Genomic DNA, 20,084 nt, shown 5'->3' on the forward strand with positions numbered 1-20,084 from the left:
GTCGCGATCCGCCACTGGCTGGAAGACACCGGCACGCCGGGTCGCATCCGCGTTTATGGGACGCCCGCAGAAGAGGGGGGCTCTGGCAAGGTCTACATGGTCCGCGCGGGCCTCTTCAACGATGTCGACATTGCCATGCACTGGCATCCTGGCGACCGGAACTCAGCGGCAGCCAACACGTCGCTTGCCAATCGCTCGGCGAAGTTCCGCTTCTCGGGGATTTCCGCTCACGCCGCTGGCGCGCCGGAGCGGGGGCGTTCCGCGCTAGATGGCGTCGAGGCGATGAACATGATGGCCAACATGATGCACGAACACATCCCCCAGGATGCGCGCATGCACTATGTCATCACGTCCGGTGGCTCTGCCCCCAATGTCGTGCCGGACTTTGCCGAAGTCTTCTACTATGTCCGCCACCCTTCACCGAAGGGCGTTGAAGCCATCTGGACCCGCCTCGAAGACGCGGCCCGGGGCGCCGCGCTGGGCACGGGCACTGACGTGGAATGGGAAATCATTCACGGCAACAATCCGCTGCTCGTGAATGAGAAACTGGCCCGGATGATGGACGAGAAACTCCGTCAGGTGGGCGGTGTGGAGTACACGGACGCCGAACTTGAGTTCGCCGAGACTATCGCCTCGACCTTCGACAATCCGTCACGCGATATCGCCTCAGCCGCTGAAGTGCAAGATTTCGAAGTCTCCATGGGTTACGGCTCGACGGATGTCGGCGATGTGTCCTACGCCGTACCGACTGTCGGCTTGCGCACAGCGACTTGGGTACCGGGAACATCGGCGCATTCCTGGCAGGCAGTTGCGGCCAGTGGCACCTCGATTGGTCATAAGGGCACGCAGGTGGCTGCGGAAACATTGACGCTGGCAGCTGTGGAACTGTTCACCAATGAAGACCTGCGCGTTGAAGCCCGCGAGGAATTCGACGCGGCCCGCGGCCCCGACTACGTCTACAAGTCGCTGCTCGGTGACCGTGAGCCGCCGCTTGATTATCGGAAATAAGACCCCTTAGAGGCTACCCTTGGTGCTCGCCGGCTTGCCGCCCAATTTCGGGTCGACCGCAATTGCCGCACGAAGCGCCCGGGCGGTGGCCTTGAAGCAGGACTCGGCAATATGGTGACAATTCTCGCCATAGAGGTTTTCTACGTGCAAGCACATGCCACCATTTCCGGCCAGCGCATGGAAAAACTCCTTGAAGAGTTCGGTATCCATGTCGCCGATCTTGTCGCGGGTAAAATTGACCTTCCAGATCAGGTAAGGACGCTTGCACAGGTCGAGCGCCGCGCGTGACAGCGTCTCATCCATCGGCACATAGGCGTGGCCAAACCGGGTGATGCCGGCAAAGTCGCCAAGCGCCTTCAGGATAGCCTGTCCAATAACAATCCCTGTATCTTCAACGCTATGGTGCATATCGATATGAAGATCGCCCTTGCACCGCACAGTCAGGTCGATAGCCGAATGCTTGGAGAAGCTCTCCAGCATATGATCAAAAAAGCCGATCCCGGTTTCGATGTCGGACTTTCCCGTGCCATCCAGATCAACGGTTACCGATATATCGGTTTCCTTGGTGGTACGGGTAACGGTGGCGGTACGATTATTGGTCATTTAGGCCCATATAGTGGTTTGAATGCCTTACAGCTAGCGCGTTTTGTTCACTGATTCCTAAACATATTCCGGAAAACATAGTTACCGCACACATAGGTGGCGATTGGTGAGGAATATCTAAGCGTGGACAAACAGAGTTTCATCTCGAGACTTCTGGGCCGGATGACCATTCCCCGGTTTGCCGCATGGTGCGCAGCGGTCGCAACGATCATCATCTTTGTCGGCGTATGGACGATTGAGCAGGCTTATGGCGCGCTCATAGAAGGTAAGGCATGGACAGACATGTCTTTGCCGATCTGGGCGATTATGCTGTTGCTGCTGTCTTCATCGGCCGTGGCCGCCATCACGGCCTGGTTTTTCGCCCGGGAATTCCAGAACGTTCTCGTTGATTTCACACGTTATCTTGAAGTGGCGCAGGTAGATCCGTCGGCGCGCCTATCCAATGTGTCGTTTGTCGAGCTCCGCAGGTTGCGGTCGGTGGTGATCCGATCGGTCGGCAAGTTGCGGCGCGACAATGATGCGCTCAGGCGCACGGCTTATGAAGATCCACGCACGAGCATGCCAAACTTGATCGCGCTGGAAGAACACATAACCAAGACCCTGCCCCGCGCAAAATACGAAACGCCCGCCGCGCTCATCGTTCTTGATCTCGATAATTTCACTCGGGCTTCCGAGCGCCTTGGTGCGCTCGCGAGCGAAGCCGTCTTGAAGGCGTGTGGACAGCGTATGACGAATGCGCTCGATTCGCTGGAAGGTCCGGTTCGCGCTGGGCTGAACAACTCCATGCTGGCCGCGATGCAGGCCGACAGTTTCGCCTTGTACCTGCCAAGCGCGGTCAGCCGCGACTATGTCTCGAACATTGCGCGCGCTATTCGGCTCGCCTTTGCGGATCCTTTCATCGTGTCTGGACAGTCTGTAACGCTAGGCATTTCTGGCGGTATCGTCATCGCGCCCGAAGACGCTGATACGATGCACAAATTGTTCCGTCATGCGGAGCTTGCCCTGCGCCAGGTTCGTACCGACACCGGATCGGGATTCCGCTACTTCTCGCCACGCCTGAACCGTGTTGCACGTGGCAAGTATATGCTGGAAGCTGAACTGCGCGACGCAGTCGCCAATCGTGAATTCAAGACGCATTTCCAGCCGAAGATCGATTTCCAGACCGGGCAAGTCGTCGGTGCCGAGGCATTGGCCCGTTGGGTCCGGCCGAACGGGAAGATCATCTCTCCGACCACATTTATTCCGCTGGCAGAAGAAACCGGACTCGTCACACAAATCGGGGAGCAGGTTCTTGAGGCAGCTTGCGAATCCGCACGCATCTGGATGCAGGAAGGCTTCAACGCAACGGTCGCGGTAAATGTGTCACCGCGTCAGTTCCAGTCCAGCGATCTGACAGAAACCGTCCTCGCGATCCTCAAGCGCACCGGATTGCCGCCAAACCGCTTGGAGCTTGAAATCACGGAAAGCATGGCCGTGTCCGAACCTGAAAAGGTTGCGCGGGTGATGCGCCCTCTACGGAGCCTTGGGACGAAACTCGCAATTGATGATTTCGGAACGGGACATTCTAATTTGTCCATTCTGACCCAGCTGCCGTTTGACGTTTTCAAAATCGACCGCCAGTTCGTCTCAGCGCTTGAATCGGACGAGCAAGCTCCCGCGATCATTGAAATGATCTTGGCGATGGCTGAAACGCTTGGCTTGAATACTGTTGCAGAGGGTGTTGAAACAGAGCGTCAGGCTGACTTCCTGCGTCGGCGCGGTTGCTCCATGGCCCAAGGTTTTCTGTACAGCGCGGGTCTGCCGCATGAAGCCTTCATGGATTTCATTCGGGGCTGGAGTAGCAAGAGTGAGGCATCGAGCCTTAAGGTCGGCTAACGCCCAGGATTGCGGCGGTACACATTGACGATTGCGTCCTTGTATTCCGCCTGCTGCCAAAACTCATAGCCGCATTTGTCAGCGACTCGTTGGGACCCGACATTGTCCGGATCAATGATGCAGACGCTTTGTCCCGGGCGGTTTTCATCGAGCCAGTCATGCATCGCGCCCACAGCTTCGCTGGCGTACCCCTTTCCCCAAGCGACTTCCGCAAAGACCCAGCCGGCTTCTGGCCATTCAGACAAGTCCGGTGTCATGCCGCGCATAAAGTCGGCGAATCCGCCTTCACCGATGAATGCGCCTGTCTCACGATCTTCGATCGCCCAGGAGCTGTAACCCAGCAGGTCCCACATTCCGCGATTGCGGCAGATGGTGAACCAGGCCTCCTGACGTGACCGCGGCACCCCGCCTATATGCTGGGTCACCGCCGGAGACCCCCACATGGCTGCAGATGGCTCAAAGTGACGGGTCTCGTGGGGGCAAAGTACCAATCGATCAGTGATGATGACGGGCAGGGTCATGATAGTTGCTGCTCAGGCCTTTTGCTTCATCTTTTCCAGCATGGCCCCCATGGCCGCATGTACAGCTTGCATGCCCTTCAGTGGTCGAACCATAACTTTGAAGTCCTCAATCTGTCCGTCAGAGTTCCAAGCGATCATGTCGACTCCATTCACAAGCACGCCATCCATTTCGCATTCAAACTCCAGGACAGCCTTATCGCCGCAATCGAACACGCGCGTGTAGCGGAACGTGTCGCCGCCCAGCGTTTGTCCGGCAGCGGTCAAGTAGGCCATCGTGATCGGCTTGCCTTCCTGCGGTGTATGCACAACCGGACTTCTGAAGACCACATTATCAGCGAGTTGGACGGACAGGCCAGCAGGTGAATGGTCGCCATTCATCCAGTCAAACCAGCGTTGCAGGTTCGGGCTATGGCCCGTCATGGCGATAAGGTGTTCAGCCATCAGATTTCCTCTCGGTTATTCTTGTATTGCGGTGACCGGTTTTCCGATCAGGTAATCGCCCGGGTCATTGAAACAGTTCCCGCGAAGGGCAACCCAGCCGCTAGGAAAATCAGGTTCCGTGAACACGATGTCCACGCGGCCCCAATTGTAGTGGGATTCACCCGTTGCCGGATCGGTGACGGCAACATCACAGAGCTCTATCTCCGGACTTTCCGCCTCGATCCATATTCCGGCATATGCGCCTCGGCCCTCATAAACTCCCGCGAGATCCTTGATGTAGACGGTGCCGCGCTCGGTCAGGCCCGGATAGGACCAGACGGCCCAGCCGTCATCGGTCTCATCCTCATAGAAGACGTCGCCAATCGGTGTGGACCAGACTTCATCTGCGATAGCAGACAGGCCTATCAAGCTCAGACCCAGCAAGGCCGTAATGGATTTCCGCATCACTGATACTCCCTCTTCCAAGGGAAACCCTATCACGCAAATGCTCGGCGTGAAGAGGGATCAGGTCGCGTATGCGGCGGCCAGGTCGGGATCTTTCGATGCAACGAGGTCTGCCAGGTCGGAAATGACCTTGGCTTGTTTCCAGGTCGCATCGTCCTGCATCTTGCCGTCAATCATGGCCACACCAGAGCCATCCGGCATGGCTTCAAGGATTTTGCGCGCGAATTTTACCTCGTTCGGGTCGGGGCTGAAGACCTTTTTGGCGATGGCGATCTGGTTCGGGTGAAGGCTCCACGTGCCTGAGCAGCCGAGCAGGAAGGCATTGCGGAATTGCTGTTCGCAGGCGTCAAGATCGGCAATATCTCCAAACGGACCATAGAAGGCGTTGATCCCTGCCATACGGCAGGCATCAACCATACGGGCGATCGTATAGTGCCAAGGATCCTGCTGGGCTGAGTCGCGTGGGCTGCCATCTTCATTCGGATCGTCGATTACGCGGTAGAAGGGATGGCCACCCCCGACGCGAGTGGTCTTCATCTTACGGTCTGCAGCGAGGTCTGCCGGACCCAGGCTGATACCTTGCATGCGCGGACTGGCCAGCGCGATTTCTTCCACGCGGGCCATCCCTTGGGCCGTTTCAAGAATGGCGTGGAACAGGATCGGCCGTGTGAGGCCAGCCTGGGCCTCTAATTGTGCAACATACTGATCGGCGAAATGGATGTCCCAGGGGCCTTCGACCTTTGGCAGCATGATCACGTCCAGCTGATGACCGGCTTTTAGAACCAGTTCACTCACATCTTCCTGAAACCAGGGGGAGTTCAGTGGGTTCACGCGGCTCCAGAAGCCCGTTCCCTTGCCTTGCCAATCATACATGGACGCCATTTCGATGGCGCCTGCGCGAGCAGCATCCTTGGCGTCGGCGGGGATGGCATCCTCAAGATTTGCGAGCATCACGTCGACGCCTTCGGCCATGGTCGGCACTTTGGCCCGAACCTTGTCCAGATGCGGTGGAACGAAATGGATCATCCGCTCCAGCCTGATTGGCAGATCGCGCATCGGGGCGGGCGCGCCAATGGCCAGGGGCTTGAAGAAGTCTCTTGGTGTTTTCGTGCTCATGCGTTCCTCCTTGTTGCAGCGCAACATAGAGGGCGGTCGTTCCGCGTCAATCAGACAGAAAGGCTCAGGCCGGTGATTCGACGACAGAGAGATTCATGCTGAAGGACCGGCGCTCGCCAGGCGACTTGAACGGATAGACACTGTGAAACATGTAGGACGGGAAGATATAGAAGTCCCCGACGCGTGGGCGAATCATGAAGTTCGATACCGAGTAATGGGTGTCGGTGCCGTGCGCGAACTGAAGGTGCCCGTGAGACGGGTGATGGTCGAGGTCATCCTCGGCCCATTCCTGATCAATCCCGTCCGGTAGTTTCAGATACCCGACGCATGAGAGCGCGCATCCGGTGTGGATATGGAGCGGGTTATACTCATGCGCATACTGGCGGACGAACCATCCGGCCATGACATTCAGCTCATAGCGCTTGTTCGTATGGTCATAGTCACCGAACGAACCACGGCGGCTGGCGCGAATATGGTACTCGATCAGCGCGTTGCCGAGCGCCGCGGCTGTGGCGTCCACGAGTGGTTTGGGAAAACGGAGTTCCTGCCGGACCTTGCCTACCAGGCTGCCCGAATGGTCTTCCAGCTGTTCGCTCATCGAGGCGTTCAGATGGTCGACCAGCGCAGGCGGTATGCGGACATAGCCCATCATGGGGCCAAAGGGCGTAAAGAATTCCTTCTCGGCAGAAGGCGTGAATATGGCCGACACAGCGGACTCCCGTCGCGCGGCCGCACACCTCACCCGGTGCGGTCGATACTATACTTGATGGAAACGCCCTCAGCTGGTGTCTAAACCCGCAGCTGAACCGGGGTCAACGTCGATCTCGGGAAAAGTCGAAATCATTTGTGGAACGCCAGGCAGGGAACTTTCACCTGTTCCGGGCGTTGCAGGGGTAGCTTATCCAAAAAGGAAACCCTGCATGTCCCTGCTCATGATCCTACTCACAATATTTCTCCCACCTGTCGCAGTTGCGATCAAGGAAGGCATTGGGCTTCAATTCCTGCTCAATGTACTACTGACACTGATTGGCTGGCTACCCGGCGTTGTTCATGCCTTTTGGGTCGCGTCGCGCGGATCCGCTACCGCCGCCTGATTACTCTTCTGCCGAGGCGGTTTCTACGTCGGGCCGCGATGCTCGGCGAAACACCGCTACGGTAAGAGCTGCGACTCCGATCGCGGTGACAACCTCCCCGCCTATGATGACGTTCAGTCCTGCATGAAGCTCGGACAGGACAGCCCAAGTCGCTGTCATGAAGGTGATCGCGGCGATTTCCGAGATCAGGATGGTTGGAATAAGAGCATTCAGAAAGCGTTTCATCTGACACGTCCATACAAAAGCGTTGCGAACTCGCGTCGCCATATATCGGAATGACTCCCGGTTTCAGCAATACTGAAAACTTATCCCGGTGCTAAATCTTTTTGGCTAAAGGGTGCGCCGTTTCTAGAAGCTCTGCGAGCTCGTCTGTCAGGACGTGTGTGTAGATTTGTGTCGTCGCGATATCGGCATGTCCAAGCAGTGTCTGGACGCTTCTCAGGTCGGCGCCCCCCATGAGCAGGTGAGTTGCATAAGCGTGGCGCAAGGCGTGCGGGTGGACCCTATCCGGGCGGATGCCAGCTTTCAGCGCCAAGGCTTCCAGCAACTGTCCCAGACGGCGGCGGGTCAGATGTCCTGATTTGCCCCGTGACGGAAACACGAAGGGTTCAGCCCGATTCCTTATAAGTGAGCCTTCCGGCAAGTGATCTTCGCGTACTTTCAGCCAATCTGAAAGTCCGCGCAAAGCAGGGCGCCCCAGTGGGCACAACCGCTCCTTGCCACCTTTGCCGCGGACGATCACGTCCGTTGTGATCCAGCGAGCTCCCTTGCGCCTCGGCAGTTGGCCGAGTTTGAGAGAGACAAGTTCTGTTGCTCGCAGGCCCGCCCCATAGAGCAGTTCGACAAGGCATTTCAGCCTCAACTCGTCGCCGCAGGACTCCAGGAGTTGAGCCATCTCTTCTCGAGACAGGACATCGGGCACGTCCCGGCCGGGCTTTGGGCCGTCAATCCTCGCGGTGGGGTCATCCTTGCGGTCCCCTTCCTCAAATAAGAAGCGAAAGAAGCGCCGGACCGCGGACAGCTTTCTGGCCTGCGACGAGGGGGCCATGCCTCGCTTGGACAAATCCCTCAGCCAGCCTGAAATTTCACTTCCTTCAGCATCACATAACCCGCCACCACAAAATTCGGATGCGTCCAGCAAGTCCCGTCCATACGCGTCCAGTGTATTTGCGGATGAGCCGCGTTCAGCAGACATCATCTCAAGAAAGGCTTCGATGCGCGCGCGGTCAGACATTGCCCGACCTTGGCGCGCCGCGCCTAAAATTGCGTGAATATCATTCCGGTTTGACCCAGATAGGCGATGTCCAAGCCCGCTCCTGAACGAGAACGGGCATGTCGGGATTGGGCGGTGATCCGTTGCGTACCGCGTCCCATGTCGACCAGCGACATGATGGATTCTCGAGAACGCGGACGTAATAAGCTGCGCGGCGCGTCGGATCGTAGCTTGGGTCAGTCCACAGTGTTTTTAATTCGCCAACGCCACTGCCGGGGCGTGTAGAGCAGTCGGATATGTCTATATTGGCACCATTGTCGGGGCACCGGTGCGTGTCCGAATCTGGTTCGACATTGCCGGAACATGCGGCATCGTAGACGGCCTCATGCGCCTTGCCCTGGGCATCGGTCCACACTTTGATGACCTGCAAACGCTGCAGCGGATAAGAAGCCGGATCCCGAATCGCCCAAGCGAGAAATGACGGGGCCTGCTGTTTTCCGACCAGGTTGCCGCCCTGTGGCACGCCAGTGCGGTAGGCTGCTGACACCAGGTCCGGATCTGCCAACATTGCCTGATCAAATCCGTATCCGGCAAACATGCGTGCCTTTATGCGCGGCCCGGACGTGCCGAACGTCTCCTTGCGACGAATGGCTTCGAAGATGGCGTCACGTGTATTTTCGTCCGCCCATACGCCGGCTAGTCCAGATGCACTGTACTTACCGGCCGACAGCTTGCGTCGCATGCTGGGCTTTACCGCGCCGGGCGGCAAGCTATTCAGCGATACAACACCGTCCCAACTGTCCGCACCTTCTGGTGGGACGGAATGTCGGAACTCAGGATTGGATCCGTCTTGGGGGAACTTGCCAGTAAAGTTCTTCTCATCGAAAGACCCGGCGCCGATATGTGTATCGCTGGAGCCAATGAAGCCGAACTTGTAAGGGTTGAAGCTCTCTGTTTCTTCGAAACCCAGTCCGCGCGCCAACGCGTTGCGCGCGAAATCTCCGAGGTGTGGCGTCGACTTTGCGGCGCTTCCAACCAAGGTGTCGTAGATCTCGAAATTCGCCCATTCGTCATTCGGGGATAGTGCTGGGTGGACTTCCGAGGTGCCTTTGACCTGGGAGATTTCAATTACCGGTTCGTTGCGCATGCGGGTGATCGCATAATCTGCAGTCAACTGACCGCCCTCATAGGTTTCGGACGCAAACATTTCGCCATTGGATGCGTTGGAATTGTGCGGGATGGAGATGACATCCAGACCCTCAGCGCGCCGCGCATCCATCCAGGCCCACAAGTCTTCAGGATTTGGGGAGTCGAGGGTGGAAAAAAGCCGGTCCGGCGCCTCTCCACGAAATATGACGTTCCGGTGCAGGTTCGCTGCGGCGGGGACTTCCGAGTCCACGACCTCTGTCATGGCGGTGAATTCGTAGCCGGAGAAGGCGGTGAACTTGCCGGGCTCATTGTGGCGTTCGGCCGTCTCAATGTTCTTCATCCAGGCCGAGTCGATGACGTCTCGATCGTAGATCTCATCCACTTCTTCGCCCGTCACGATGGTGATGCCCACATTATGGAATGACTGGGCAGGGTTCGTCGCGTCCGGTCCAAATACGGATTTTGCGAAATTCGTGCGCGACAGATTCGTACCGGGCGTTGCCATGACCGGCATGATGCCGAGATATTCGCCATGATCTGTGACGGCCAGAAAATCGAGTGGGCTGTCCAACTGGATTTCGTAGCCGCCGTCGGTGATTATTTTCTCGCCCTTTGCATAGCGATATGCGTCATCGGGTGTTGCCCGAACGGACGATATGAAGGCGTCAAAGGACTGTCCGGTATGGACGTGCAGGTCGCCGAATAATGCAGTCCTGTCAGCGGGATCTATCGATGTTGAGCTCGCCGTGGCAATCGCAGCCGGTGCGGGCTCTGGCGCCGACGCTTGGGGCTGGGTCTTGTCTGGCGCCCCACATGCCGTGGCTGCAAGTGCCAGTGCAGACGCCCCGGCCAGTATGGATACCCTCATCGATTCCTCCCATTTTTCGTCCACCATCAGCCTTCTGGAGGCAAGATCAACGAAATTCGGGAAATTTCTAGTTGAGCGCCTTCCAGTAGCCAGTTGATTCCAATGCCATCTGCCGGGCGGCATCCTCTGCGCCGATCCGTTGCAGTGCTTTCAGGAGCAAGAGTAGGCTGGCGTCATCGAGTGCGGTCGGATCGCCTTTGGTCATGCCTACCGTGGACAGAATAACCTCTCCTGCAGCATCTGCCTCAGCGGAGGCAAGCACGCCAACCAATTGCAAATCTATTTCCGGGGTGGATTTGCGTTCGGGCGCATTCACGATCAAGCGGCGCGCATCCGCCGGGGGCGCAATGCCGAGAGCGGTCCATAATGCGAAAAGACGAGCAGCGGTCTGCTTTTGCAGGTCAGACTCGGCAAGTGTGGCTAGACGTTCTCCAATATAGTCGCTGGCGCTGCGTGTCGTCTCGCTGCCCGCCAGTGTCACCAGAGCCGACATGAGCGCGGCATCAAAGCTGCCATCTTCGCGCGCGCCTTCCATCGTATTGGCGGATGACCAGTCCTTGGCGGCAGTGTAATGGTCGGTGGCCAGCGCAGCCCGCGCGAAGATCGGAGCGTTGGCTGCCGTGAAAGTGTTGATCGGTAGGCGTTCGACGTCCTCCCATAGTAGCCGCGCGACCGCGCTGAAATGGGCTGGTGTGTCCATAGCGCCTTCCAGTGCTGCGGCGAGCGCAAAAGCGCGATCTTCATCAGTGACAAGCGGATCGCGCGCTGCATAGAGCGCGCTCTCCAAAGGCGTAGAGGGCACGAAGCCCGGTTCGGATATCAGCTTGAGGAAGAGTGCCTGATAATCATCCGTCTCCAGCATGCCAGCTTGGCTGGCCATTCCTGCGGATTGAACACGCAGAGTGATTGGCAATTTCGGATGCAGGGCCATTGCGGCTGCAAGGTCGGGACGATTCGCGGGGACGGGTGCCTCCGGAGGCGTGAGGCCCGCCTCGGCAGAGATGGCAAGGTTCAGTCCCGAAGAGTAATCTGCCTCCGGCGCGTCAGGCAGTTCACCGGATGTCGCAAACACAGCGGCGAGAAGCCAGGAATCGACGGCATCCTGCTGCAGGGCCATCTCAATCGCGAGTTCAGCACCTGCAGTGTTTCCTTGCAGTGCCGCGCAGACAGCGCGCAATTTGGCCCAATAGCCTGACAGGCGGTCTGGCGCATTCAGCATATCGCAAGCAGTTGCTTCATTGCCCAGGGCAAGATTGAGATCTGCAACGATTTCATCCGCGTCGAGGCCGGGAGGAGGAGTATCGAGTCGTGCCATGAGGGTGGCTGCGGCTTGGGCTTCGCCGAGGTCGTACATGATACGTGCCCGTTCGGCCCTTAGCAGGGGTTCCTGCATTCCGGCTGGTGGTGTGGCAGGCGACAGGGCCATGCGTTGCATCAACGTGCGTTCAGCCGGTGTCAGGTCGTGTGTACGGACATCCCGCATCAATGGCAGCAAATCATCAGCGTCGGACGCGCGCCACATATCGGTTGGCAGGGAAGGCTCGCCCGCCTCGAGGAAGCTCATTCCCCACGGATTTACCAGATCGAGACCGGAATCCTCGATTTGCGCGCCTGCCGGTAAGCTCCCGGCGACGATGAGGCAAACGACTGAGACAATGCCCCTAAAGGACATTGTCGACCTCGATGCGGACTTCACCGGGCTCTGGTTTTCCCTTTTCGGCCTGTCCGCCCAGCCACCAGGCTGCGCCGAGGACAAGTATTACCAGCAGGCCTAAAAGGATCAGAAACTTGCGCATGGCTATTTACCCCTAGATACAGAATTCCGGCGCTGGATTGCGGAGGCGCGACAGCAACTATAGGACAAGTACCGAACGGAGCCCGAAAGTCCAGAATGCCTTCTGACAGTGACAGTACTTCCAGACCGGTTGACGCGACATTGCCCTATATGTCGCGAACCGTCGCGCTTGTCGGTTTGATGGGGGCAGGAAAATCTACCGTCGGGCGGCGCTTGGCCGAACGACTGGGCCGAGAGTTTTATGACAGTGATTCGGAGATCGAGAAGGCGGCGGGCTTATCAATAACCGACATTTTCAAACTGCATGGCGAAGAGGATTTTCGACGCGGGGAGCATCAGGTTTTGAAACGGCTGCTGGACTTGCCTCCCCATGTGTTGGCTACGGGCGGCGGTGCCTACCTGAATGATGAGACCCGCCTGTTGATGAAGAAGAACGCGGTTACCATCTGGCTGAATGCTGATCTCGAAACCCTTTGGCGACGCGTTCAGAAGCGCGATACACGTCCCTTGCTGAGGCGTCCGGATGCGAAGAATGTGCTGACCAATCTGTTGGCAGAGCGGGAGCCGATCTATTCCCAGGCCGATCTCGTCGTGCCGTCAAAGGACGGACCGCACGCTGCCACCGTCAATGCCATATACAAGGCCCTCCAGACATGGACACCGAAGTGAACGTCACCGCACCACCGCTTGAGACCGTCACGGTCGAGCTCGACGATCGCGGCTATGACATTCTTGTCGGCCACGGCGCGCTGGACCAGCTCGGTGCGCGCCTTTCGGCCATGATCAAACAGCCGCGCGTCTTCGTGCTGACAGATGAGACGGTCGAGCGGATGCACCGACATCGGCTGGATGAGGCGCTTCGGTCAACCGGTGTGACCACGTATTGGAAGTCCCTGACGCCGGGCGAGAAAACGAAATCGTTTTCCAATCTCGAAGAGATCCTCGACTGGTTACTGGAGGCCACTGCGGACCGCAGTGATGTTCTCATCGCGCTTGGTGGTGGGGTGATCGGCGACATTACGGGGCTCGCAGCCAGCCTGATGAAGCGCGGTATGGGATTCGTGCAGGTGCCGACGACCCTGCTTGCGCAGGTCGATTCCTCGGTAGGAGGCAAGACGGCAGTGAATTCGCCCCGCGGCAAGAATTCGATTGGTGCATTCTATCAGCCACAATTGGTTATCGCTGATACATCCCTGCTCGAAACGCTGCCGGCGCGTGAGCTGCGCGCTGGTTACGCCGAGATTGCGAAGTATGGATTGATCAATGATCCGGATTTCTTTGCGTGGCTCGAAGAGCACGGCGAAGCGGTGCTGGCACTGGACCCGGCGGCAATAGCGCAAGCGGTTGCCACCAGCTGCCGCGCCAAAGCGGCCATTGTTGCGGAAGACGAGCGCGAAACCGGGGTTCGGGCGCTGCTCAACCTGGGCCACACGTTTGGCCATGCGCTCGAGGCGGCAAATGGTTATGCGCCGGACTTGCTGCACGGCGAGGCCGTTGCCATCGGTATGGCGCTCGCATTTCGCTATGGCGCGAGTCAGGGTATCACGCCGCAATCCGATGCCGATCGTGTGACGGCTCACCTCAACGCGATGGGGTTGCAATCAAGCATTCCGGGACGTCAGGGTGGGCCTTACATCGCTGCGCGACTGGTCGAGCTAATGCAGCAGGACAAGAAAGCCAGCGGCGGCAAAGTACCCTTGATCCTCGCACGCGGTATTGGCCAGTCCTACATCCACAAGGATGCAGATCTTGCGTCCGTCGAAGCATTTCTCCGTAGCGAATTGCTGGAGAGCTGATCCACACATATGAGACCCCACCCATGATTGCCGGTTACATCATCTCAATTTTCGTGCTGCTCGGCATGTCAGGCTTCTTTTCGGGGTCTGAGACGGCGCTGACGGCCGCGTCGCGTGCGCGCATGCACCAGCTTGAAAAGGATGGTGACAAGCGGGCCGAGACAGTAAACCGCCTCATCAGCAATCGTGAAAACCTGATTGGCGCGATCTTGTTGGGCAACAACCTAGTAAACATCCTCGCCTCGGTGCTTGCAACGTCGCTGTTTACCTCATTGTTCGGACCGGGCGGTGTCGCGCTGGTGCTGGCGACCGGCGTGATGACGATTCTGGTACTGGTGTTTGCCGAAGTCCTGCCGAAAACTTATGCGATCACGCGTCCCGATACTATGGCGATGAGCGTAGCGCGGCCGATCAGTGGTCTGGTTTGGGCTGTGGCGTGGATTGTGAAACTGATCCAATTTGTCGTCACCATCACATTGAAGATCCTCGGCCTTGGTGCGCCTGCTGAACTCGTCACGGCGGAACAGGAAATTCGCGGTGCGATTGACCTACACGCCTCCGAAGGAGGTGTCGGAGCTGAAGATCGTCTGCGACTGGTCGGGGCGCTCGATTTGAAGGAGCTGACCGTCGAAGACGTGATGATCCATCGGAAAAACATCCGCATGTTGAATGCGGATACTGAGCCTCGGCAGTTGGTAACCAAAGCGCTCGCCAGCCCGCATACGCGCCTACCGCTATACCGGGGCGAGAAGGAGGAGATTGTCGGCATTTTGCACGCAAAGGACCTGTTGCGGGCGGCGCTGCCGCTTGGCGGCGACCTGAGCGCGCTCGATCTCGACTCGATCTTGCGCAAGCCGTGGTTTGTGCCGGAGACAACACCAGTACAGGACCAACTCGACGCATTTCTTCAAAAACGGAGTCACTTCGCGTTGGTTGTTGACGAGTATGGCGAGCTTCAGGGGCTGATTACGCTGGAAGACATTCTAGAAGAGATCGTCGGTCATATCCATGACGAGCATGATGTGGCCGTTCAGGGTGTGCGTCCCCAGCCAAATGGATCAGTCAACGTGGATGGATGGGTACCTATTCGGGACCTGAACAGGGCGACAGGCTGGAACTTGCCAGATGAAGAAGCCGTAACCGTTGCAGGCTTGGTCATTCACGAGGCGCAGACCATTCCCGAGCCCGGACAGAGCTTTGTCTTTCACGGGTATCGCTTCAACATACTCAGGCGTCAGCGAAACCAAGTCACTGGCCTGAACATATCAGAGGCCGAGTCGGCCTGATTTCGGCTCTCGGCTGGCCATATGCATCTGCGGCGACGGATCTTCGTCGCAGCCATTGGCCTTCAGCCAGTTCTTCTCGGTGAGCGTCACGATGTGGGCGGAGTCTGGATCGGGATTGTCCATGGCGATAACAGCCCACTCGCCGCTGAGCGTTGGGACGTCATGGGACACCGGAACGAAGACTATCTCTCTATCCTGAGTGCAAACCGTGTCACGAATCCAGTGCATCATGCCAAGATTCACCTTGTCAGAAGATGTCTCCGCAATCGCTGAACCTGTAATCATTGCGCCTATTGCGGCTGCAGTCATGAGTTTCTGTACCATCACCCGTTCTCCTCGACGGCTGCGAAATTAATGATCGAGTCATATTTCGGTTCCGCGTGGAGTCGGATTTTTCAAGATTCATGCCGCTTTCGCGTGTAGGGCGAGTGCGTGCAGGCCGGAATCAAATTCGGACTGCAGCGTCAACATGATCGCGCGTTGGGCTTGGACGCGGGACAGGCCTTCGAATGCCGAGGACGTGATTCGCACGGTGTAATGCGTCTCTCCGCCCGGCGCGGCGCCTGCATGACCTGCATGTTTCTGGCTGTCATCGGTAATAATCAGCTCTACCGGGTGAAAAGCTTCAGTTAAAAGCTCACGAATTCGCGATAACCTGTCACTTGGCTGTGGCATCTTTAACCTGCACTCCCTATTATGCCGGGTCATGTCTGACGGTGACCCATTTTCCTATCGCGTTAAGTTCAAAGATATACGCATCAAGCCTCCCAAAGACGAGGCTTCCCGTGCGCGTGCGCAGAAGACTCGTGTCTGCGACCACAAGCAATGCGATCTTGAGGGGACCCATCCTGCGCCCAAGCGTCAGGGGAATGGTCGTCATTATTTCTGCCAGGCGCATGCAGCAGAGTACAATCGCAGCTTTGATTTCTTTGAAGGCATGTCGCAGGCCGAGGCCGCTTCGTTCGCCCGGTCTGAGCGGTATGGTCACAAGCGCACCTGGAAATTTGGCACCGGCCCGATGCGCGGCGAAAAGGGACCTCAGAAGTTGGACCCGCGGCGCTGGGCAGGCAGCAAATTCTTCAATGTTGATGATGTTGCGAGTGGCGAGTCGGCCTCGTCCGGCCACCGGAACACGCTGCAAAAGCGCGCCTTGAAGGAGCTCGATCTCGAAACCGATGCAAAGCCAGCGGAGATTCGCGCGCGCTATGCGGAATATGTTCGCCGGTTCCACCCGGATTCGAACAAGGGCGACCGGTCATCAGAACACAAGCTCCAGCGCGTCCTTCGTGCCGGCAAGCTGCTGAAGGCCGCAGGCCTGATGAAGGGCTGACATGCACGATATCCTGGTGATCGGCGGCGGGATCAACGGAACCGGGATCGCGCGCGACGCTGCTGGTCGTGGGCTGGACGTGGTGCTCTGCGAAAAAGATGACCTTGCACAGCATACATCGTCAGCCAGCACGAAGTTGATTCATGGCGGGCTGCGTTATCTGGAGCAGTATGATTTCGGTCTGGTGCGCAAGGCCCTGATCGAGCGCGAAATCCTGCTTAAGGCAGCGCCGCACATAATCTGGCCAATGCGGTTCGTCCTGCCGCACCACAAGGAACTTCGCCCAGCCTGGCTGATCCGACTTGGTCTGTTCATCTATGATCACCTTGGCGGACGCAAATTGTTGCCTGCAACCACAACGCTTCGGCGCAAATCGTCGGCCAGACTTGACTCGCTCAAGGAAGAATACCGGCTTGCTTTCGAGTATTCTGATTGCTGGGTCGAGGATTCGCGGCTTGTCGTGCTGAACGCCGTCGATGCGAAATCGCATGGTGCTGAAGTCGTGACGCGTACCCGCTGTACGTCGCTTGTGCGCAGTGGTGACCATTGGGATGCAGTGCTGGAAAGTCCGAAAGGATCCGAGACCCGGTCATTCAGGGCGGTCGTCAATGCGGCAGGTGCCTGGGTCGACGATGTTCTGGGGCTCGACCATGGAAAGAAAAACGAGACCCACCTACGACTTGTAAAGGGTAGCCATATCATCGTGCCGCGCTGGCACGAAGGCGACTACGCCTACTTCTTCCAGAATGGTGATGGCCGGATCATGTTCGCGATTCCCTATGAGCGCGGCGAGTTCACACTGATCGGCACGACGGACGTTCCGTATGAAGCAAATCGCGACGAGGTGAAAATTACGCCCGATGAGATCGAGTATCTCTGCAAGGGCGCGAGCGAGTACTACAAGCGCGCCATCACTCCAGCAGATGTGGTGGCGACCTATTCCGGTGTGCGCCCACTATATGATGACCACGCTGCCAACGCCTCCAAAGTGACGCGCGACTATGTCCTGAAACTGGATGATGACGGCGGAGCGCCGATCTTGTCAGTGTTCGGGGGCAAGATAACGACCTATCGGGAATTGGCTGAAGACGCGCTTCAGACACTAGATAAGGTCTTTCCGGAGGCAGGTGGTGAGTGGACACGCGACGCTGACCTTCCCGGCGGAGACATGCCTCGCGCGGATTTCGACGGTTTCTATGAAGGATTGAGGCAGGATTATCCCAAGCTGAGCGCTAACCTTCTGCAGCGTCTAGCACGCGCTTACGGCACCGACGCGCGGCGTTTGTTGGGGCAAGCCGAAACGGACGGCGATCTTGGCCGAATGTTTGGTGCGAGCCTGACCGAAACTGAGGCGCGCTACCTTGTTGAAGTAGAGTTTGCTCGAACCGCAGATGACATTCTGTGGCGTCGTTCCAAGCTGGGCCTGCACATGAGCGCGGCGGAGCGGGATGCGTTCGCGGGATGGATGGCGACTGAATGGCAGTGAAGGCCTGACCGCTCTGACGCCGCGCTGCACAGGTTGATGGCATACCTGTATATTCTGTGATGCCGCGCTGTTTCGCCCGCCATGCCTTGGTAGACAGGCGAACGGCTCTATGGTCAAAGGCGCCATCCGGATTATCGCGGCTGCGGTCGCTTTGAGAGAGACTGAAGATGACCAAAGGCTTGGTAACTGTTTTCGGCGGGTCGGGGTTCATTGGACGGTATGCCGCCCGTGAACTCGTCAAGAAGGGCCGGCGTGTGCGCGTTGCCTGTCGGCACGTGAACACTGCCGGGGATGTTCGTCTTGCGGGGCCTCCAGGCTGGGTCGATATTGTTCAGGCCAATATCCGCAATCGAGAATCGATCGAGCGCGCGCTGGATGGCGCCGACGCTGTCGTGAATCTTGTTGGCATCATGTTTGAGAAAGGCGCTCAGACGTTTGAGTCGGCTCAGAGCGAAGGGGCTGGATTGCTGGCGCAAGTTGCCGCCGAAAAAGGCATTGCACGGTTTGTCCAAGTTTCAGCCATCGGCGCTGATGCCGATTCCTCGGCTGACTATGCACGCACAAAGGCAGAAGCTGAAGCCGCTGTTCGCGACGCCATTTCTACAGCGACCATTCTACGCCCATCCATTGTGTTTGCGTCGGAAGACGAGTTCTTCAACCGCTTTGCTGCGATGGCAACGTCCCCGTTGATGAGTGTATTGCCCCTGTTGCCGGCCATTGGCGGTGGATCGACTCGCTTCCAGCCGGTCTATGCCGGTGATGTGGCCGAGGCGATTGCTGTGGCGGTGGATGATGCAGCCACGGCAGGCAAGACTTACGAATTGGGCGGCCCCCGCACTTACACGTTCAATGAACTGTATGACGTGATCCTCGAGACGATTGACAAGCGCCGGTTCAAAATTCCGTTGCCGTTCTTCATCGCAAAGCCCGCAGGTTATCTCACAGCAGCTGTCTGGCGCTATATTCCACCATTCTCGTGGGGCTTTCTCGGCGATCCGCCCCTCACAGGAGACCAGGTCGAGATGCTTAAATCCGACAATGTGGTCGCCGATGATGCGCTGACGCTGAAGGATCTTGGCATCACGGAGCTGGAAACGGTTGAAGCGATCGTGCCTTCTTATCTCTGGCGGTTCCGCGACTATGGCGAGTTTCACAAGGCGTCCGAGGCCTAAGTCTAGAGTAGTCCGACGAGTGGTGATCCCAGTATCAGCACGGCGCCAAGTGCGAAGCGGTACAATACGAAGGGCAGGAAGCTCATTCGGCTGAGTAGCGACATCAGGAACCAGATGGACGCCAGCCCCGTGATGAAGGCGATGCTTGCCACAATCAGTCCATCCTTCAGGGTCAGCACGGTTTCGGTGGCATCGGCTGTCACCAATCCCATCGCTCCGTAAAGTCCGGCAGCGGCGAGGATTGGGGCGCCTATCAGCATTGAAAATCGCGCTGCCTCGGTGCGGTCATACCCGAATGCACGAGCGGCCGTCATCGTAATGCCGGAACGGCTGGTGCCTGGCAGGATTGCAGCGATCGCCTGGGTCGCGCCGATCAGGAAAGCATGCCACATCGTCATGTCTTCTTCCTTGCGATCGCGCGCACCTTTCACATCGGCCCACCAGAGCAGGGCGCCGAAGATGATCGTTGTGGCGGCGACGACATAGATGCTGCGCATACTTTCTAGCATGCTTTCGGGCAGGAATTTTTCGTAGGCGAATGCGACCAGAACGGCGACCGGCGTTGCAACAATCACGGCGGCTGCAAGGCGAGCCCCTTTTGACAGTGGCGATTTTGATATTGGTGCGGCGACCAGTTCAAATCCTCCTGCAATGGCGCTGGTCACGTCCTTGCGGAAATAGATCAGCATCGCCAACAAGGTGCCGAGATTTGACACGGCATTAATCAATAACTCATCGCCGGGGCTAGCTTCGAAGAATCCTGCGGCGAGCAGTACATGGCCGGAAGAGGACACGGGAAGCCATTCTGTCGTGCCCTGCAGCAGGGCGATAATGGCGAGCTGTAATAGGGACATCAGGCGAGCCTTACAGTTTCAACGGAATTCCCA

The 20,084-nt window shown here is 57.9% G+C and carries 23 protein-coding genes; 9 read left to right on the plus strand and 14 right to left on the minus strand.

The features are described 5' to 3' along the window. Positions 1–1,008 (plus strand): M20/M25/M40 family metallo-hydrolase (locus L53_RS05425; RefSeq protein ID WP_034812932.1); only part of this gene is annotated, 1,008 nt, incomplete at its 5' end. Between the two features lie 6 nt (positions 1,009–1,014). On the opposite strand, the gene hisB is transcribed toward L53_RS05425, so the two are convergent. Further along, positions 1,015–1,611 carry an imidazoleglycerol-phosphate dehydratase HisB gene (gene hisB / locus L53_RS05430; RefSeq protein WP_034812934.1) on the minus strand — a complete coding sequence of 199 codons (597 nt, stop codon included), beginning with the start codon at positions 1,609–1,611 and terminating at the stop codon, positions 1,015–1,017. Positions 1,612–1,734: 123 nt separating this feature from the next. Between hisB and L53_RS05435 the strand changes: the two genes are divergently transcribed. Continuing rightward, positions 1,735–3,486, plus strand: coding sequence for a bifunctional diguanylate cyclase/phosphodiesterase (locus L53_RS05435; RefSeq protein ID WP_156947830.1), 1,752 nt, complete (start codon positions 1,735–1,737; stop codon positions 3,484–3,486). Here the strand turns inward: L53_RS05435 and L53_RS05440 are convergent. From L53_RS05440 to L53_RS16265, 5 genes are all read right to left on the minus strand, one after another. Then, positions 3,483–4,007 (minus strand): GNAT family N-acetyltransferase, encoded by a 525-nt coding sequence (locus tag L53_RS05440; protein WP_034812937.1) that lies wholly within the window; start codon positions 4,005–4,007, stop codon positions 3,483–3,485. The genes L53_RS05435 and L53_RS05440 overlap by 4 nt on opposite strands. Before the next feature lie 12 nt (positions 4,008–4,019). Further along, the gene (locus L53_RS05445) at positions 4,020–4,448 is read right to left on the minus strand and encodes a nuclear transport factor 2 family protein (protein WP_198019749.1); all 429 of its coding nucleotides are present in this window, start codon (positions 4,446–4,448) and stop codon (positions 4,020–4,022) included. Between the two features lie 15 nt (positions 4,449–4,463). After that, positions 4,464–4,892, minus strand: coding sequence for a hypothetical protein (locus tag L53_RS05450; protein WP_034812939.1), 429 nt, complete (start codon positions 4,890–4,892; stop codon positions 4,464–4,466). 60 nt (positions 4,893–4,952) lie between these two features. Next, positions 4,953–6,008 carry a CoA ester lyase gene (locus tag L53_RS05455; RefSeq protein ID WP_034813003.1) on the minus strand — a complete coding sequence of 352 codons (1,056 nt, stop codon included), beginning with the start codon at positions 6,006–6,008 and terminating at the stop codon, positions 4,953–4,955. Between the two features lie 64 nt (positions 6,009–6,072). Next, positions 6,073–6,717: a putative 2OG-Fe(II) oxygenase gene (locus L53_RS16265; protein ID WP_051607633.1), complete on the minus strand. Its 645-nt coding sequence runs from the start codon at positions 6,715–6,717 to the stop codon at positions 6,073–6,075. Between the two features lie 211 nt (positions 6,718–6,928). Between L53_RS16265 and L53_RS16720 the strand changes: the two genes are divergently transcribed. Then, entirely contained in the window at positions 6,929–7,102 is a 174-nt protein-coding gene (locus L53_RS16720; protein WP_084333150.1) for a YqaE/Pmp3 family membrane protein, read from the plus strand. Here L53_RS16720 and L53_RS05465 read toward each other — a convergent pair whose 3' ends face one another. The 5 genes from L53_RS05465 to L53_RS17535 all read right to left on the minus strand — a co-directional run bounded on the left by L53_RS05465 (position 7,103) and on the right by L53_RS17535 (position 12,128). Further along, entirely contained in the window at positions 7,103–7,327 is a 225-nt protein-coding gene (locus L53_RS05465) for a hypothetical protein (protein ID WP_156947831.1), read from the minus strand. It lies immediately after the preceding gene. A gap of 91 nt (positions 7,328–7,418) precedes the next feature. Next, positions 7,419–8,336, minus strand: coding sequence for a tyrosine recombinase (locus L53_RS05470; protein WP_034812944.1), 918 nt, complete (start codon positions 8,334–8,336; stop codon positions 7,419–7,421). A 40-nt stretch (positions 8,337–8,376) separates the two neighbouring features. Continuing rightward, complete coding sequence (locus L53_RS05475) at positions 8,377–10,332, minus strand: DUF3604 domain-containing protein (RefSeq protein WP_034813007.1); 1,956 nt, start codon at positions 10,330–10,332, stop codon at positions 8,377–8,379. 67 nt (positions 10,333–10,399) lie between these two features. Beyond that, on the minus strand, positions 10,400–12,004 hold the full coding sequence (locus tag L53_RS05480; RefSeq protein WP_156947832.1) for a hypothetical protein: 1,605 nt from the start codon (positions 12,002–12,004) through the stop codon (positions 10,400–10,402). After that, positions 11,994–12,128, minus strand: coding sequence for a hypothetical protein (locus L53_RS17535; RefSeq protein ID WP_255342001.1), 135 nt, complete (start codon positions 12,126–12,128; stop codon positions 11,994–11,996). The genes L53_RS05480 and L53_RS17535 overlap by 11 nt, the downstream gene beginning before the upstream one ends. A gap of 95 nt (positions 12,129–12,223) precedes the next feature. On the opposite strand from L53_RS17535, the gene L53_RS05485 reads away from it, so the two are divergent. The 3 genes from L53_RS05485 to L53_RS05495 are packed head-to-tail and all read left to right on the plus strand — an operon-like array spanning position 12,224 to position 15,209. Further along, the gene (locus L53_RS05485) at positions 12,224–12,796 is read left to right on the plus strand and encodes a shikimate kinase (protein ID WP_034812948.1); all 573 of its coding nucleotides are present in this window, start codon (positions 12,224–12,226) and stop codon (positions 12,794–12,796) included. Continuing rightward, the gene (aroB, locus tag L53_RS05490) at positions 12,781–13,923 is read left to right on the plus strand and encodes a 3-dehydroquinate synthase (RefSeq protein WP_051607635.1); all 1,143 of its coding nucleotides are present in this window, start codon (positions 12,781–12,783) and stop codon (positions 13,921–13,923) included. Before L53_RS05485 ends, aroB begins: the two co-directional genes overlap by 16 nt. A gap of 23 nt (positions 13,924–13,946) precedes the next feature. Then, positions 13,947–15,209 carry an HlyC/CorC family transporter gene (locus tag L53_RS05495; protein ID WP_034812951.1) on the plus strand — a complete coding sequence of 421 codons (1,263 nt, stop codon included), beginning with the start codon at positions 13,947–13,949 and terminating at the stop codon, positions 15,207–15,209. Here the strand turns inward: L53_RS05495 and L53_RS05500 are convergent. Further along, positions 15,189–15,533 carry a hypothetical protein gene (locus tag L53_RS05500; RefSeq protein ID WP_034812953.1) on the minus strand — a complete coding sequence of 115 codons (345 nt, stop codon included), beginning with the start codon at positions 15,531–15,533 and terminating at the stop codon, positions 15,189–15,191. The two genes, L53_RS05495 and L53_RS05500, sit on opposite strands and share 21 nt — an antisense overlap. Before the next feature lie 78 nt (positions 15,534–15,611). Beyond that, a complete protein-coding gene (locus L53_RS05505; RefSeq protein ID WP_034812955.1) occupies positions 15,612–15,884 on the minus strand; it encodes a BolA/IbaG family iron-sulfur metabolism protein in 273 nt (90 codons plus the stop codon). Positions 15,885–15,915: 31 nt separating this feature from the next. Between L53_RS05505 and L53_RS05510 the strand changes: the two genes are divergently transcribed. The 3 genes from L53_RS05510 to L53_RS05520 all read left to right on the plus strand — a co-directional run bounded on the left by L53_RS05510 (position 15,916) and on the right by L53_RS05520 (position 19,197). Next, positions 15,916–16,539 (plus strand): DnaJ domain-containing protein, encoded by a 624-nt coding sequence (locus L53_RS05510; protein ID WP_034812959.1) that lies wholly within the window; start codon positions 15,916–15,918, stop codon positions 16,537–16,539. A 1-nt stretch (position 16,540) separates the two neighbouring features. After that, the gene (locus L53_RS05515) at positions 16,541–18,025 is read left to right on the plus strand and encodes a glycerol-3-phosphate dehydrogenase (RefSeq protein ID WP_034812961.1); all 1,485 of its coding nucleotides are present in this window, start codon (positions 16,541–16,543) and stop codon (positions 18,023–18,025) included. Positions 18,026–18,192: 167 nt separating this feature from the next. Continuing rightward, positions 18,193–19,197 carry a complex I NDUFA9 subunit family protein gene (locus L53_RS05520; RefSeq protein WP_034812963.1) on the plus strand — a complete coding sequence of 335 codons (1,005 nt, stop codon included), beginning with the start codon at positions 18,193–18,195 and terminating at the stop codon, positions 19,195–19,197. Positions 19,198–19,199: 2 nt separating this feature from the next. Here the strand turns inward: L53_RS05520 and L53_RS05525 are convergent, their stop codons facing one another. Further along, entirely contained in the window at positions 19,200–20,051 is an 852-nt protein-coding gene (locus tag L53_RS05525) for an undecaprenyl-diphosphate phosphatase (RefSeq protein ID WP_034812966.1), read from the minus strand. Between the last annotated feature and the right edge of the window lie 33 nt (positions 20,052–20,084).

Origin of the sequence: Hyphomonas sp. L-53-1-40, from assembly GCF_000682775.1 — a bacterium.
Lineage (GTDB): Bacteria > Pseudomonadota > Alphaproteobacteria > Caulobacterales > Hyphomonadaceae > Hyphomonas.

Coding starts and splice junctions, on each gene's coding strand:
- hisB (WP_034812934.1), bottom strand. CDS start 1,611: ATGACCAATAATCGTACCGCCACCGTTACCCGTACCACCAAGGAAACC.
- L53_RS05440 (WP_034812937.1), bottom strand. CDS start 4,007: ATGACCCTGCCCGTCATCATCACTGATCGATTGGTACTTTGCCCCCAC.
- L53_RS05445 (WP_198019749.1), bottom strand. CDS start 4,448: ATGGCTGAACACCTTATCGCCATGACGGGCCATAGCCCGAACCTGCAA.
- L53_RS05450 (WP_034812939.1), bottom strand. CDS start 4,892: ATGCGGAAATCCATTACGGCCTTGCTGGGTCTGAGCTTGATAGGCCTG.
- L53_RS05455 (WP_034813003.1), bottom strand. CDS start 6,008: ATGAGCACGAAAACACCAAGAGACTTCTTCAAGCCCCTGGCCATTGGC.
- L53_RS16720 (WP_084333150.1), top strand. CDS start 6,929: ATGTCCCTGCTCATGATCCTACTCACAATATTTCTCCCACCTGTCGCA.
- L53_RS05465 (WP_156947831.1), bottom strand. CDS start 7,327: ATGAAACGCTTTCTGAATGCTCTTATTCCAACCATCCTGATCTCGGAA.
- L53_RS05470 (WP_034812944.1), bottom strand. CDS start 8,336: ATGTCTGACCGCGCGCGCATCGAAGCCTTTCTTGAGATGATGTCTGCT.
- L53_RS05475 (WP_034813007.1), bottom strand. CDS start 10,332: ATGAGGGTATCCATACTGGCCGGGGCGTCTGCACTGGCACTTGCAGCC.
- L53_RS05480 (WP_156947832.1), bottom strand. CDS start 12,004: ATGTCCTTTAGGGGCATTGTCTCAGTCGTTTGCCTCATCGTCGCCGGG.
- L53_RS17535 (WP_255342001.1), bottom strand. CDS start 12,128: ATGCGCAAGTTTCTGATCCTTTTAGGCCTGCTGGTAATACTTGTCCTC.
- L53_RS05485 (WP_034812948.1), top strand. CDS start 12,224: ATGCCTTCTGACAGTGACAGTACTTCCAGACCGGTTGACGCGACATTG.
- aroB (WP_051607635.1), top strand. CDS start 12,781: ATGGACACCGAAGTGAACGTCACCGCACCACCGCTTGAGACCGTCACG.
- L53_RS05495 (WP_034812951.1), top strand. CDS start 13,947: ATGATTGCCGGTTACATCATCTCAATTTTCGTGCTGCTCGGCATGTCA.
- L53_RS05500 (WP_034812953.1), bottom strand. CDS start 15,533: ATGGTACAGAAACTCATGACTGCAGCCGCAATAGGCGCAATGATTACA.
- L53_RS05505 (WP_034812955.1), bottom strand. CDS start 15,884: ATGCCACAGCCAAGTGACAGGTTATCGCGAATTCGTGAGCTTTTAACT.
- L53_RS05510 (WP_034812959.1), top strand. CDS start 15,916: ATGTCTGACGGTGACCCATTTTCCTATCGCGTTAAGTTCAAAGATATA.
- L53_RS05515 (WP_034812961.1), top strand. CDS start 16,541: ATGCACGATATCCTGGTGATCGGCGGCGGGATCAACGGAACCGGGATC.
- L53_RS05520 (WP_034812963.1), top strand. CDS start 18,193: ATGACCAAAGGCTTGGTAACTGTTTTCGGCGGGTCGGGGTTCATTGGA.
- L53_RS05525 (WP_034812966.1), bottom strand. CDS start 20,051: ATGTCCCTATTACAGCTCGCCATTATCGCCCTGCTGCAGGGCACGACA.